General features: G+C 70.8%; 14 protein-coding genes. 11 read left to right on the top strand and 3 right to left on the bottom strand.

What is annotated here, in order from left to right:
• Positions 1-138: 138 nt before the first annotated feature.
• Positions 139-621 (top strand): nitroreductase/quinone reductase family protein, encoded by a 483-nt coding sequence (locus ACAX67_RS21545; protein WP_370705965.1) that lies wholly within the window; start codon positions 139-141, stop codon positions 619-621.
• 20 nt (positions 622-641) lie between these two features.
• On the opposite strand, the gene ACAX67_RS21550 is transcribed toward ACAX67_RS21545, so the two are convergent.
• On the bottom strand, positions 642-1,916 hold the full coding sequence (locus ACAX67_RS21550; protein WP_370705966.1) for a calcium-binding protein: 1,275 nt from the start codon (positions 1,914-1,916) through the stop codon (positions 642-644).
• 113 nt (positions 1,917-2,029) lie between these two features.
• On the opposite strand from ACAX67_RS21550, the gene ACAX67_RS21555 reads away from it, so the two are divergent.
• The 10 genes from ACAX67_RS21555 (at position 2,030) to ACAX67_RS21600 (ending at position 13,612) form a co-directional block, all read left to right on the top strand.
• Complete coding sequence (locus tag ACAX67_RS21555) at positions 2,030-2,470, top strand: nuclear transport factor 2 family protein (protein WP_370705967.1); 441 nt, start codon at positions 2,030-2,032, stop codon at positions 2,468-2,470.
• A 42-nt stretch (positions 2,471-2,512) separates the two neighbouring features.
• Complete coding sequence (locus tag ACAX67_RS21560; RefSeq protein ID WP_370705968.1) at positions 2,513-3,091, top strand: hypothetical protein; 579 nt, start codon at positions 2,513-2,515, stop codon at positions 3,089-3,091.
• Between the two features lie 153 nt (positions 3,092-3,244).
• Positions 3,245-5,110 carry a molecular chaperone DnaK gene (gene dnaK, locus ACAX67_RS21565; RefSeq protein WP_370705969.1) on the top strand — a complete coding sequence of 622 codons (1,866 nt, stop codon included), beginning with the start codon at positions 3,245-3,247 and terminating at the stop codon, positions 5,108-5,110.
• Positions 5,107-5,694 (top strand): nucleotide exchange factor GrpE, encoded by a 588-nt coding sequence (locus ACAX67_RS21570; RefSeq protein ID WP_370705970.1) that lies wholly within the window; start codon positions 5,107-5,109, stop codon positions 5,692-5,694. Before dnaK ends, ACAX67_RS21570 begins: the two co-directional genes overlap by 4 nt.
• 31 nt (positions 5,695-5,725) lie before the next feature.
• Complete coding sequence (dnaJ, locus tag ACAX67_RS21575; RefSeq protein ID WP_370705971.1) at positions 5,726-6,895, top strand: molecular chaperone DnaJ; 1,170 nt, start codon at positions 5,726-5,728, stop codon at positions 6,893-6,895.
• 2 nt (positions 6,896-6,897) lie between these two features.
• Positions 6,898-7,326, top strand: coding sequence for a heat shock protein transcriptional repressor HspR (locus tag ACAX67_RS21580; protein ID WP_370705972.1), 429 nt, complete (start codon positions 6,898-6,900; stop codon positions 7,324-7,326).
• 137 nt (positions 7,327-7,463) lie between these two features.
• Positions 7,464-8,816 (top strand): DUF445 domain-containing protein, encoded by a 1,353-nt coding sequence (locus tag ACAX67_RS21585; protein WP_370705973.1) that lies wholly within the window; start codon positions 7,464-7,466, stop codon positions 8,814-8,816.
• Positions 8,817-8,833: 17 nt separating this feature from the next.
• Positions 8,834-9,760, top strand: coding sequence for an Abi-alpha family protein (locus ACAX67_RS21590; protein WP_370705974.1), 927 nt, complete (start codon positions 8,834-8,836; stop codon positions 9,758-9,760).
• A 98-nt stretch (positions 9,761-9,858) separates the two neighbouring features.
• Complete coding sequence (gene clpB / locus ACAX67_RS21595) at positions 9,859-12,447, top strand: ATP-dependent chaperone ClpB (protein ID WP_370705975.1); 2,589 nt, start codon at positions 9,859-9,861, stop codon at positions 12,445-12,447.
• A gap of 34 nt (positions 12,448-12,481) precedes the next feature.
• A complete protein-coding gene (locus tag ACAX67_RS21600; protein ID WP_370705976.1) occupies positions 12,482-13,612 on the top strand; it encodes a hypothetical protein in 1,131 nt (376 codons plus the stop codon).
• Here ACAX67_RS21600 and ACAX67_RS21605 read toward each other — a convergent pair.
• Together ACAX67_RS21605 and ACAX67_RS21610 are read right to left on the bottom strand one after the other, a co-directional pair.
• Positions 13,609-13,875 (bottom strand): hypothetical protein, encoded by a 267-nt coding sequence (locus ACAX67_RS21605; RefSeq protein ID WP_370705977.1) that lies wholly within the window; start codon positions 13,873-13,875, stop codon positions 13,609-13,611. The genes ACAX67_RS21600 and ACAX67_RS21605 overlap by 4 nt on opposite strands.
• 131 nt (positions 13,876-14,006) lie before the next feature.
• A partial coding sequence (locus tag ACAX67_RS21610; RefSeq protein ID WP_370705978.1) for an HNH endonuclease signature motif containing protein occupies positions 14,007-14,364 on the bottom strand: 358 nt, incomplete at its 5' end.

Genomic DNA, 14,364 nt, shown 5'->3' on the forward strand with positions numbered 1-14,364 from the left:
CGAGAGGCGAGGCCGATGTTGCTGTCTCAACGACGCCCGGCGCGCGGGGTCATACACCGAGCGTCCCGATCGCCCGACCTGATCGCCCGTTCCGCGGCCCGACTAGAACGTGTTCTAGAGATCTGCCACAGTGGGGCCGTGGCAGTGAAAGCGAAGCCCGAGGGACTCGACAAGCCGATCGTCGGCAAGATCATCAAGTACGGCGCCCGGGCGCACGTGCCGGTCTTCCGACTCACCAACGGGCGGATCGGCAGCAAGTGGCGGATCGGCGCGGGCTGGAAGAAGCCGGTGCCGACGCTGCTCCTCAACCACGTCGGTCGCAAGAGCGGCACCCGGTTCACGACCCCGCTGCTCTACCTCGCCGACGGGCCGCGCCTTGTGGTCGTCGCGTCGCAGGGCGGGCTGCCGAAGAACCCGCAGTGGTTCCACAACCTGGTGGCGAGCCCCGAGACGACCGTTGAGCTGCGCGGCGAGCGGTCGCGCGCCGTCCGGGCTCGGGTGGCGACGCCCGAGGAGCGGACCGCGCTGTGGCCGCGGCTGGTCGACCTCTACGCCGACTTCGAGAGCTACCAGGCGTGGACCGACCGGGAGATCCCGGTCGTGGTCCTCGACCCGCGCTGAGCGGGGTCCTAGGAATGCCGCTAGACGGTCTCGCAGGCGGTTTCCGTGTCGCCGGGGTCGAGCCAGACGAAGTCGTAGTAGCCGAAGCCGCAGTTTGCGGTGTCGTTGCCGCCGACGCCGTCGAAGAGGAGCAGGGCGTCCGAGCCGCCGCGGCCGTCGACGACGTCCGACCCTGGGCCGGCGATCAGCTGGTCGATGCCGTCGCTGCCGACCAGGACGTCGTCGCCGCTCCCGCTCACGGCCTCCTCGAAGCCCCTGAGCACGTCGCCCTCGCCGGCCGCGCCGTTGACGGCCGCCGTCGTACCGAGGCGGAGGGTCAGGTCGACCGAACGGGCCTGATAGCTCACCCGGTCGCAGGTCCCCTGGCCGGCGTCGATCACGTCGCCGGGGTCGACCCCCGCAGGCTGGGCGATGTAGTCGCAATAGGGGCCGGTGGTGACGGTGTCGGCGCCCATCCCGTCGAAGATGGCGTCGAAGCTGACGCCGCCGATCAGCCTGTTGGGGCCGTCCGTGCCGTGGATGATGTTGCCGCCCGGACCGCCGCGGGCGTTCTCGATGTCGTGGAGGTAGGCCCCGTCCTCGTCGGGGTCCCCGCTCGGAGCGCTGCCGTCGAGGAAGATCTCCAGGAAGTCCTTCCGAGCCGCATAGCTCACCTCGTCCGTGCCGGTGCCGCCGTCGAGGTCGTCGGAGCCCGCCGGGTCGAAGGTGCTCTGCCGGAAGGTGTCAGCGCCCGCGCCGCCGAGCAGGGTGTCGGAGCCGCGGAGGCCGTCGATCGTGTCGTTCCCGGCGCCGCCGTCCAGCACGTCGTCCGCGGCCGAGCCGGTGATCGTGTCGTTGCCGCTCCCGCCGACGACCCCCTCGAGGCCGAGCAGCTCGTCCGCCTCGAAGGCCTCGCCGTCGTCGGTCGCGGTGTTGCCCAGGGTCGCCTTCACGGCCCTGGTCCGCTGGTACCTGATGGTGTCGAACCCGCGGCCGCCGTCGACGACGTCGTGCGGATCCCGCACCGCGATGGTGACGACGACGTCGTCGCCGTCCCCGAGGTCGACGACGTCTGCGCCCGCTCCGTCGCAGACCACGTCGTCGCCGTCGCCGGCAGCGATGGTGTCGCGACCGGCGGAGCCGACGATGACGTCGTCGCCGGGGGTCCCTTCGATGGTGCCCGCGCCGACGATCGTCGCCGTGAGACCGTTGCACGCGAGGTCCGCGCCCGCCGCCGGGGCGATCGGCACCAGCGCTGCGGCAGCGAGGACCGACGCGGCGAGCGCCGGTGCGCACGTGGGGACACGGACGACCATGACAGGCTCCAGGGATCCGGGGAACGCGGAGCCCCATTCAAGGGACATCCGGCGCCGCAGGGGCGGCAACCACCATTTCTTTTACCTTTCGTCCGGCAACCCGAAGGAGACCCATGGACGTCGCCGAGCTCAGCGACCGCACCGAGATCAACGAGGCGCTCAACCGCTACACGATCGCCATCGACACCGGGGAGTTCGACCGGCTCGACACCGTGTTCACCTCGGACGCGCAGATCGACTACACCGAGAGCGGGGGTGTCGCGGCCGCCTACGCCGAGGTGAAGCCCTGGCTGGCCGCGAACCTGCCCGCCTTCTCCCAGAAGCGCATGCACACGCTGGGGCAGGTCTCGATCGTCTTCGCCAACACCCGCGACGAGGCGCGGGTGACGGCGTACTTCCACAACCCGATGCTGATCGCGGACGGCAGGTCGGGCGACGGCACGGAGCGCCTCGTCGAGGTCGGCGGCATCTACCACCACACGTTCGTGCGCACCGATGCGGGCTGGCGCTCGCGCCGGCTGCACGAGCAGGTCGTGTGGACGCGCGGGTTCTGAACCCGATTTCCCGTCGTTGGACCGGTCCGTGACAATGGCGGCGTGAGCGACGAGCAGGAGAAGTCCGACAACCCGGTGGTGTCCGGGCTGGTTGCGCTGCTCGCCGTGTCCGTGGCCGTCGGCCTGGTCCTGGCCGGGGTCGCGCTCGTCGCGACCCAGGTGCTCGGGATCGGCGACGACTCGAGCAGCTCGGCCGGTGCGTCGCGCCACGAGTCCGCGATCATCCCCCGGCCGTCGCACACCGGCGGCAGCGGTCCGCAGGTCACCCTCGACACGGAGGAGACCTCGCTGGAGAGCGAGGACGCGGGGCCCGGCGCCACGGAAAGCTCGACGGAGGCGACCGAGCGCGAGAAGGCGATCACCCTGCAGGCCGGCCAGACGGCCGTCGGCAACTTCGACCGGATCGACCTCAGCGGGGTCTACCCGGGCGGCGAGGGCGCGATCCTGCAGGTGCAGCGCTTCGAGAACGGCGCGTGGGCCGACTTCGACGCCACGATCCCGGTCAGCAACGAGACGTTCACGACCTACGTGCAGTCCGCCCTGGTCGGCGTCAACAAGTTCCGCGTGATCGACAACCGCACCGGCGACGCCTCCAACCCCGTCACCGTCACCGTCGGCTGACCCTCTTCCAGGCTTCTTCCGGCCATCGGGAACAACCCTCCTGGTGCGCGGGTTGAGCCGTATGTGAAACTTGAGTCCATCCGACTCAACTAACTTGCTGGACGCCAGTTCCAGAGGGTCCACGGGAACCACGCACTACGGAGGAGCAACAACATGGCACGTGCTGTCGGCATCGACCTGGGTACGACGAACAGCGTCGTCGCGGTCCTCGAGGGTGGCGAACCCACCGTCATCGCCAACGCGGAGGGTGCACGGACCACGCCGTCGGTCGTCGCCTTCGCCAAGAACGGCGAGGTGCTCGTCGGTGAGGTCGCCAAGCGGCAGGCGGTCACCAACGTCGACCGCACCATCCGCTCGGTGAAGCGCCACATGGGCGAGTCGTGGACCACCGACGACATCGACGGGAAGACCTTCACCCCGCAGCAGATCTCCGCCTTCATCCTGCAGAAGCTGAAGCGCGACGCCGAGGCCTACCTCGGCGAGACCGTCACCGACGCGGTGATCACCGTGCCGGCGTACTTCTCCGACGCGCAGCGCCAGGCCACCAAGGAGGCCGGCGAGATCGCGGGCCTGAAGGTGCAGCGCATCGTCAACGAGCCGACCGCGGCCGCCCTGGCCTACGGGCTCGACAAGGGCGACGACCAGACGATCCTCGTCTTCGACCTCGGCGGCGGCACGTTCGACGTGTCCCTGCTCGAGATCGGCGAGGGCGTCGTCGAGGTGAAGGCCACCAGCGGCGACAACCACCTCGGCGGCGACGACTGGGACAACCGCGTCGTGGAGTGGATGGTCAAGAAGTTCAAGGACAACAACGGCGTCGACCTCTCGGCCGACAAGATCGCCGCCCAGCGCCTCCAGGAGGCCGCTGAGAAGGCGAAGATCGAGCTGTCGTCCTCGAGCGAGACCACGGTCCACCTGCCTTACATCACCCACGGCGAGAACGGTCCGCTGCACTTCGAGGAGCGGCTGACCCGCTCGGAGTTCCAGAAGCTGACCGCCGACCTGCTCGACCGCACCAAGAAGCCCTTCCAGTCGGTGCTGAAGGACGCGGGCGTGCCGGTCTCGGCGATCGACCACGTCGTCCTCGTCGGCGGCTCCACCCGGATGCCCGCCGTGACCGAGGTCGTCAAGGAGCTGCTCGGCGGCAAGGAGCCCAACAAGGGCGTCAACCCCGACGAGGTCGTCGCCGTCGGCGCCGCGCTCCAGGCCGGCGTGCTCGCCGGTGAGGTCAAGGACGTGCTGCTGCTCGACGTCACCCCGCTGAGCCTCGGCATCGAGACCAAGGGCGGCGTGATGACCACCCTCATCGAGCGCAACACGACGATCCCGACCAAGCGGAGCGAGATCTTCACGACCGCCGACGACAACCAGCCGTCGGTGGAGATCAAGGTCGCGCAGGGCGAGCGCCAGATGTGGGCGCAGAACCAGCCCCTCGGCAACTTCGAGCTGACCGGGCTGCCCCCGGCCCCGCGGGGCGTGCCGAAGATCGAGGTCACCTTCGACATCGACGCCAACGGCATCGTGCACGTGTCGGCGAAGGACCAGGCGTCGGGCCGCGAGCAGTCGATGACGATCTCCGGCGGCAGCGCGCTGTCGAAGGAGGACATCGACCGGATGATCCGCGACGCGGAGCAGTACGCCGAGGAGGACGCCCAGCGTCGCGCCGCCGTCGAGGTCCGCAACCAGGGCGACCAGCTCGTCTACACGACCGAGAAGTTCCTCGCCGACAACGGCGACAAGATCCCGGACGACGTCACCACCGAGGTGACGGCCGACGTGGAGGAGCTGAAGAAGGTCCTCGAGAACGCCGAGTCCTCCGTCGACGAGCTCAACGCCGCGATCAACAAGCTCGGCGAGAGCAGCCAGAAGATGGGCGCCGCGATGTACGCCGCCGCCGAGGCCGACGCGGCCGCGGCCGGTGGCAGCACCGGTGCGACCGGTGAGGCCGACGACGACGTCGTCGAGGCCGAGATCGTCGACGACGAGGCGTCCTCGTCGGGCGAGGACGAGGCCAAGTGACCGAAGACGTCACCCCGGAGGACTTCGCGTCCGACGGCCCCCCGGAGGAGGTCCCGGCCGAGGCCGGGGCCTCCCCGGTGGGGGAGCCGGCGGGGGGCTCCGGCGACGAGGCCGCGGAGACGGCCGACGAGACCGAGGTCGAGGCTGACGAGCTCGCCGTGACGACGATGGCGCTGGCGGAGCGGACGCTCGACCTGCAGCGGCTGCAGGCCGAGTACGTCAACTACAAGCGCCGGGTCGAGCGCGACCGGGAGCTGATCCGCGAGAACGCGACGTACGCCGCCCTCGCGCCGATCATCGACGTGCTCGACAACATCGACCGGGCGCGTGAGCACGAGCCGCTCGAGGGCGGGTTCAAGGCCGTCGCCGAGCAGCTCGAGCGGATCGTCACCGGGCTCGGCCTGGTGAAGTTCGGTGAGGTGGGCGACCCGTTCGACCCGACGATCCACGAGGCGCTCTCGCACATCGGCACCGACCCCGAGGTCGAGGTGACGACCTGCAAGGTGGTGGCCAAGGCCGGTTACAAGATCGGCGAGCGCGTGGTGCGGGCCGCGCAGGTGCTCGTGGTGGACCCTGTCGAGTAGGTGGGACCGGGAGAGGTGAAGGAGGTGTGCGATGAGTGACAGGGACAACGGCGGCATCCGGTCGGACTGGGCGACCAAGGACTTCTATGCCGTCCTCGGCGTGAGCAAGACCGCGTCGGCCGACGAGATCAAGAAGGCCTACCGCAGGCTCGCGCGTGCCAACCACCCCGACTCCCATCCCGACGACGCCGCGAAGCACGAGAAGTTCAAGCAGGTCGCGGAGGCCTACGACGTCGTCGGCGACGCGGACAAGCGCAAGAAGTACGACCAGGCCCGGGAGCTGTTCGCCTCGGGCGGCGGCTTCCCGGCGGGCGGCGGCTTCTCCCAGACCGTCAACCTCGACGACCTGATGCGCGAGCGCGGGGGTGGAGGGTTCGGCGACCTGTTCGGCGACTTCCTCGGCTTCGGCGCCGGGCAGCGACGGGCCCAGCCCCGCGCGGCGCGCGGCGCCGACCTCGAGACCTCGACGACGATCGGGTTCTCCGACGCGCTCGAGGGGATCACTGTCTCCCTGCGGGTGGCCTCGGACGCGGCGTGCCCCACGTGCTCCGGCACGGGCGGCAAGCCGGGCACCAGTCCGCACCGTTGCCCGACGTGCGAGGGCACCGGGTTCGTGGTCGCCTCCGTGGGCGGCGCGTTCTCGATGAACGAGACCTGCCCGGGGTGCGGCGGTCGCCAGCTCGTCTACGACGAGGCCTGCCCCACCTGCCACGGCAGCGGTCGCGGTCGCTCGGCGCGCACGATCCAGGCCAAGGTGCCCGCGGGCGTGAAGGACGGCCAGCGGATCCGGCTGCGCGGCAAGGGCGCACCGGGGGAGCGGGGCGGCCCGGCGGGCGACCTCTACGTCACGGTGCGGGTCACCCCCGACCGCGTGTTCGGCCGCAAGGGGGACGACCTGACGATCGACGTGCCCGTCTCCTTCACCGAGGCGGCCCTCGGCGCCCAGGTCAAGCTGCCCACGCTCGGTGGTGCGCCGGTCACCCTCAAGATCCCCGCCGGCACGCCCAACGGCCGCACCTTCCGGGTGCGGGGCAAGGGCGCGCCCAAGAAGGGCGGCGGCCACGGCGACCTGCTCGCCACGGTCGAGGTCCAGGTGCCCGCGCACCTGAGCGACGAGGCGCGCGCGGCGCTGGAGACGTACGCCGCCGCCACCGCCGACGCTCCACTGCGCGCCGGTCTCTTCGAGCGGACGGAGGCCTGACCGTGCCGCGTCCGCCCTTCGGGGGTGAGCCTCCCGCTCCGGAGGCCGCCGTCTTCGTGATCAGCGTCGCGGCCGAGCTCAGCGGCCTGCACCCGCAGACCCTGCGCACCTACGAGCGGATGGGCCTCATCACGCCGGGCCGCACCTCGGGCGGTGGCCGGCGCTACTCCTTCCGCGACATCGAGCTGCTCCGCGCGATCGCCGACCTCACCGGCTCCGGCATCGGCATCGAGGGCGTCCGCCGGATCCTCGAGCTCGAGACCGCGGTCTCCAGCCTCCGCGCCCAGCGCGACGACCTGCTCGCCGAGCTCGAGGCGACCCGCGAGGCGCTGCGCCAAGCGCTCGCCTCGCGGCCCGCGAGCGACCGGCTGCCCGCCGTACGCCCGCCGTCGGCCGGGCAGTCGATCGTCGTCTGGCGTCGCCAGCAGTAGGGCGGCCCTCGCCGCAGGTATCTGCGACAGTCCGTAGCGCGGATTGCTGTCGCCGCCCGACCGGCAGGCACTACCCTCGGGGCACTCGGTGAAGGTCCGGGCAGCATGGGGCGGCTCGGTCGATGAGGGGTGCACGGGTGGACGCAATCTCGCAGTTCTTCCAGGACTGGGCCAGCGGTGACCTCACCGGTGGTCATGGCGTCGACTGGTTCGCGTTCATATCGATCCCGTTCTTTACCGGCATCATCGGCTGGCTGATCAACTGGTCGGGCCTGTGGATGCTGTTCAGCCCCGTCCGGTTCTACGGCTTCAAGGTGCCGGGCCTCCGCGAGGTCTCGACGATCATCCCGCGCAAGCTGCAGGAGGTGCCGGGCATCCCCTACGGCCGGGTCGGCTGGCAGGGCATCGTGCCGGCACGTGCGGCGAAGATGGGCAGCATCGCGGTCGACAAGGTGATCGCCAAGCTCGGCACCCCGGCGGAGTTCTACGCCCAGCTCGAGCCCGAGGAGATCGCCGCCCACATCGTCAAGGTCTTCGAGTCCGACCTGCCGTCGATGGTCGAGGAGATCATGATGCGCGAGCACCCGCGCATGTGGCGCGACCTGCCCGCGCCGCTGAAGGCCGGTGTCGTCGCCCGGGTGCAGGCGCAGCTGCCCAACGTCGTCACGACGATCACCGACGAGATCGGTGTGCACATCAACCAGCTGCTCGACCCGAAGATCATGGTCATCGACCACTTCCGGAAGAACCCCGAGCTCGTCGTCCGGGTCTTCCGCGACGTGGGTCAGCGTGAGCTCAACCTGATGGTCGCCTTCGGCTTCATCTTCGGCTTCCTGCTCGGCGTCCCGGTGGCGATCGTCGACCAGACCTGGCACATCTGGTGGCTGCTGCCGATCCTCGGGATCTTCGTCGGCTGGACCACCAACCTGCTCGGCATGTGGCTGATCTTCGACCCGCCGGAGGCACGGCGGATCCTCGGCATCAAGGTGCAGGGGCTCTTCCTGCGGCGCCAGGCCGAGTGCGCCGAGGTCTACGCCGGCATCATCGCCGACGACGTGATCACGCTCGAGCGCATCGGCGACTTCTTGATGGACGGGCCGCGGGGCGACCGCACCCGCCAGATGATCGCCACCGCGATGAAGCCCGCGATCGACCAGGCGGCCGGTCCGTTGCGCGGCGCGGCGCGGATCTTCGTCGGGGCGGACAAGTTCGACAACATCCGCGAGTCCTTCGCCAGGGAGGCGGTCGGCCGCACGATCACCCCCTTCCGCGACCCGGAGTTCAGCAAGCGCCAGTCGGAGAAGATCAAGTCCCTGATCGCCCGCCGCACCAAGGAGCTGCCGCCGAAGGACTTCGTCGAGATGATGCGCGCGGCCATCAAGGAGGACGAGTGGATGCTCTACGCCCACGGCGCCCTCATGGGGGCGGCGGGCGGATTCATACACTTGGGCATCTTCAACTGGGGCTGGATCCCCGGTTTCCCGCCGTGATCACCGAAAGGGTCGCGATGACCGACACCGTCGACAGGGACGGCCTCCCGAAGCTCCCGACGCTCCCCGGCAACGGGGTGGTCGTCGAGTCGCTCCCGGGGCTGGCACGGGTCGCCTCGACCGCCGCGTTCAACACCGCCGGGTGGGGCCTGCGCACGACGGCACGCAACTGGCGCCGGGTCGGCCGGGCCGCCACCAACCGCGACGAGGCGGTCGCGCTGATCCGCGAGGTCGGCTCGGTCGTCGGCACGGTCGGGGAGATCGCGCGTCAGGTCGCCGACGGCATGCCGGTCGGGACCGCCCTGCTCAAGGCGGGCGAGGCGCTCGGAGGTGCCGCGACCGCAGCGCGCCCCTCCCACGCCGACGACGGGCGCGTGGTGGGCGGTGAGGTCACCTCGGTCCGGTCGACGTCGCTGCGCGAGCGGGGCCAGGAGCTGCTCGAGAAGTCCCGCGACGTGTGGGCGACCGACGACCGGCACCCGGCCTTCGACCGGATCCTCGACGAGATGGCGCCCGACGAGGCCCGGATCCTCGTCATGCTCCTGAAGGACGGGCCGCAGCCGAGCGTCGACATCCGCACCGGTGGCCCGGTCGGCATGGTCAGCAGCCAGCTGGTCGCGCCGGGTCTCAACATGGTGGGGCCGCGGGCCGGTCTCCGCTACCTCGACCAAGTGCCGTCGTACCTCAACAACCTGTTCCGGCTGGGCCTCATCTGGTTCTCGCGGGAGGCGCTGCGCGACCACATGGAGTACCAGGTGCTCGAGGCACAGCCCGACGTGCTCGCGGCCATGCACTCGGTGAAGTTCGCCAAGGTGGTGCGCCGCAGCGTCCACCTCACGCCCTTCGGCGAGGAGTTCGTCAAGCAGGCGCTCGTCGACGAGGTGACCGCGAAGAGCGAGGACCTCCCCGAGCACAACGTCCCACCGGAGATCGACGCGGAGTAGCGCTCGCCCGGAAAAGTCAGAGTTGAGTGGAACAGACTCAACTTTGGCGTCGTTGGTACTGACAGGATCAGCACAACGACGTCCAGGAGACACCGCAGATGAGCCAGTTCGGGGCCGACAAGTTCACCACCCGCAGCCGCGAGGCGATCGAGGCTGCCCAGCTCGCCGCGACCACGGCGGGCAACACCACCATCGAGCCGATCCACCTCCTGGTCTCCCTCCTGCTGCAGGAGGGCGGGACGGCGGCCGCGATGATCGCGAAGGCCGGCGCCGACCCGGCCGAGCTCGTGCGCACCGCGTCGACGGCGCGCGACGGGCTGCCGAAGGCGAGCGGCGCGACCGTGCAGCAGCCGGCCGGATCGGCCGCCCTCACCCGCGTCCTCGCGCAGGCGCTCGACCTCGCCACCTCGATGAAGGACGACTACGTCGCCACCGAGCACCTGCTCATCGCGCTGGCGACCGTCGAGAGCAGCGCGCGCCAGGTGCTCACCGACGCCGGGCTCACCGAGGCCGGCCTGCGCGACGTGCTCACAGCCGTGCGCGGCAACAGGCGGGTCACCTCGCAGGAGGCGGAGTCGACGTACGACGCCCTGGAGAAGTACTCCGTCGACCTCACCGCCGCCGCGGAGGAGGGTCGCCTCGACCCCGTGATCGGCCGCGACATGGAGATCCGGCGCGTGGTGCAGGTGCTGTCGCGCCGCACGAAGAACAACCCGGTGCTCATCGGTGAGCCCGGCGTCGGAAAGACCGCCGTCGTCGAGGGCCTCGCCCAGCGGGTGGTCGCCGGCGACGTGCCCGACTCCCTCAAGGGGCGCCGGGTGCTCAGCCTCGACCTCGCGGCGATGGTCGCGGGGGCGAAGTACCGCGGCGAGTTCGAGGAGCGGCTCAAGGCCGTCCTCGAGGAGATCAAGGACGCCAGCGGGCAGGTCATCACCTTCATCGACGAGCTGCACACCGTCGTCGGCGCGGGCGCCGGCGGCGACTCCGCGATGGACGCCGGCAACATGCTCAAGCCGATGCTCGCGCGCGGCGAGCTGCACATGATCGGTGCGACCACGCTCGACGAGTACCGCGAGCGGATCGAGAAGGACCCCGCCCTGGAGCGGCGCTTCCAGCAGGTCTTCGTCGGCGAGCCGTCGGTCGAGGACACGATCCAGATCCTGCGCGGGATCCAGGAGAAGTACGAGGCGCACCACGGCGTGCGGATCACCGACGCCGCCCTCGTCGCGGCCGCGAGCCTGTCCGACCGCTACATCACCGGCCGCCAGCTGCCCGACAAGGCGATCGACCTGATCGACGAGGCCGCGTCGCGGCTGCGGATGGAGATCGAGTCGTCGCCGGAGGAGATCGACCAGCTGCGCCGCCAGGTCGACCGCCTCAAGATGGAGGAGTTCGCGCTCGAGAAGGAGAGCGACGACGCCTCCCGTGAGCGGCTCGAGGTGCTGCGCCAGGACCTCGCCGACAAGGAGGAGTCGCTGCGCGGCCTCGAGGTCCGCTGGGAGCAGGAGAAGACCTCGCTCGAGGGCGAGGGCGAGCTGCGCCGCCGGCTGGACCAGCTCCGCATCGAGGCGGAGCGGCTGCAGCGGGAGGGCGACCTCGGGCGGGCCAGCGAGATCCTCTACGGCCAGATCCCCGCCCTGGAGGAGCAGATCAAGGCGGTCGAGGACGTCGAGAAGAGCGACCTCGAGCCCCTGGTGGGCGAGGAGGTCGGCGCCGAGCAGGTCGCCGAGGTGGTCGAGGCCTGGACCGGCATCCCCACCGGGCGGATGCTCCAGGGCGAGACCGCGAAGCTGCTGGAGATGGAGCAGGTCATCGGCGCGCGGCTGATCGGCCAGGCCGACGCCGTACGCGCAGTCAGTGACGCCGTACGCCGCGCGCGGGCCGGCATCGCCGACCCCGACCGGCCCACCGGCTCCTTCCTGTTCCTCGGCCCGACCGGCGTCGGGAAGACCGAGCTGGCGAAGTCGCTGGCCGACTTCCTCTTCGACGACGAGCGCGCGATCGTGCGGATCGACATGAGCGAGTACGCCGAGAAGCACGCCGTCGCACGCCTCGTCGGTGCGCCTCCCGGCTACGTCGGCTACGAGGAGGGCGGCCAGCTCACCGAGGCGGTGCGGCGCCGGCCCTACTCCGTCGTGCTCCTCGACGAGGTGGAGAAGGCCCATCCCGAGGTCTTCGACATCTTGCTGCAGGTGCTCGACGACGGCCGGCTGACCGACGGCCAGGGCCGTACCGTCGACTTCCGCAACACGATCCTGATCCTCACCTCCAACCTCGGATCGCACTTCCTCGTCGACCCGATCCTGGACCCGGAGAAGAAGCGGGAGTCGGTGCTGGCGCTGGTGCGGCAGAGCTTCAAGCCGGAGTTCCTCAACCGGCTCGACGAGGTGGTCACCTTCGACGCGCTGTCGCGCGACGACCTGGGCCACATCGTCGACATCCAGCTCGGCCTGCTCGAGCAGCGCCTCGCCGTACGCCGGATCTCGATCGAGGTGACCGACGCCGCCAAGACCTGGCTCGCGGAGACCGGCTACGACCCGGCGTACGGCGCCCGCCCGCTGCGCCGGCTCATCCAGACCGCGATCGGCGACCGCCTGGCGAAGGCGATCCTGGCGGGCACCGTCGCCGACGGCAGCAAGGTCACGATCGACCGCGCGGACGACGGGCTGGAGCTGCGCCTCGCCTGAGGCCGGTTGCGGCCTGTCTGGTGGAATGGAGCACATGAGCGAGAAGCAGGCGCCGCGCCCCGGACAGGCGACGTTCGCCGGCTGGCTGATCATCGGCGGGTCGGTGATCCTGGTGGCGACCGCGTGGCAGCGCATCTCGACGCTGCACACGCTCGAGTTCCAGGACCAGCTGCGGAAGGTGCTCGACGAGCAGCCGTTCGCGGGCTCGGGGCTCGACGTGGACACGCTTCAGACGACCATCCGCGTGCTGTGCATGATCGCGGCGGCCGCTGCCACGGCCTCGGCCATCCTCGGCTTCCAGGCGTTGCAGCGCTCGACGAGCGCGCGGCTCGCGCTGACCCTGATCTCACCGCTGGTCGTCGTCGGCGGCTTCGCCACGGCCGGCTTCTTCGCGCCGATGGTCGCCGCGGGCATCGTGATGCTCTGGCTGCAGCCCTCGAGGGACTGGTTCGCCGGCCGGGTGTGGGTGCCGCGCGCGACGACGCCGGGCCGGGGCTCGGGATCCGCGTCCTCCGGGACGCGACCCGACCCCTTCGCTCCGCCGCCCCCGCAGCACCTGCTGCCGCAAGCCCCGCCGCCCGAGCCGGCAGCGCCCGAGCCGACAGCGCCCGAGCCGTCGGCGGACGGGCCCGCTCCCTACCAGCGGCCGTTCGGCGCCCCGCTGCCCGACGTCGACCCCGGCCCGACCGGCTGGCCGCCTGCCGCGCCGGCCGTCAGGGCCGCCGCCCAGCCGCGGGCGAAGCGACCGGGCGCGCTGGTCGCGGCCTGCATCATCACGTGGGCATCGGCCGCCGTCGTGTCGGGCGGAATGCTGGTGCTCTCGTTCGTCATGGCCGTGGCTCGCGACGAGCTGTTCGACGAGATTGAGAAGCAGCAGCCCGGGTTCGACATGCAGGGCATGACCCAGGGTGAGCTCGCGACCGCGACCTTCGTGATGACCGCCGTGGTCGTCGTCTGGTCGCTGGCCGCGGCCGTGCTCGCCGTGCTGGCCTTCCGTGGCGCCACCTGGGCGCGGGTCGCGCTGGTGATCTGCACCGCCGGCACCGGTCTGGTCGTGCTCGCCGCAGCGCTGCTCAGCCCCGCCCTCTTCGTGCTGCTGGGCGCGATCACCGTGACGCTCTGGCTGCTCCTCCGGCCCGACGTGACGGCCTGGTACCGCCGCTAGTCGGACTCGTCGCCCGCGTCGGACTTATCGCCCGCGTCGGACTTATCGCCCGCGTCGGACTTCTCGCCCGCGTCGGTCTCCCCGCCCTGGTTGTCCTCGTCGCCCTCGGCGTGCTTGCCGTCCTTGAGGAGGTCGCCGTCGATCTCGTCCGCGGGCAGGCCCTCCGCCAACGGGTTGTCCTCGCTCGGCACGAGGTCCTCGGGGAGCTGGTCGTCGGAGATCCCCACGGGGCCGTCCTGGTTGTCGTCCTTGCTCTCAGTCATGGATGGGCGGTACCCACGGTCCGCAGCCCCACCCGCCGACCTCGTCCATGCAGAACTGACGCGCACAGCGGCACCGGACATGCCTGTAGCCCCGCCATTGCTGCTGGGTGGCGGGGTGTGGGGCGGGGTGGTCAGTGGTGGGGTGGGTCGGTGTTCGGCGCTGGTGTCGGTCTGAGGGTGAGGGGGTGGGTGCCGGTGGGGTCGACGAGGTAGCTGGTGGTGGGGAGGGTCCAGTGGTAGGTGCCGGGGTGGAGGACCTGGTAGGTGGCTTGGTGGGCGGTCTTCATGCGGTGGTGGCCTCGACAGAGGGGGGCGAGGTTGCACGGGCAGGTGGGGCCGCCGGTGTGGTGGGGGTGGATGTGGTCGAGGTCGCAGCGTTGGGCGGGTTGGGCGCAGTGGGGGAAGACGCAGTGGGGGTCACGGAGCTGGACCTGGGTGCGGAGCCGGTCGGGGATCTCGTAGGCGTCCACGGGCTGGTGACCGGCGAGG

The organism is Nocardioides candidus (genome assembly GCF_041321175.1).
Classification (GTDB): Bacteria; Actinomycetota; Actinomycetes; order Propionibacteriales; family Nocardioidaceae; genus Nocardioides.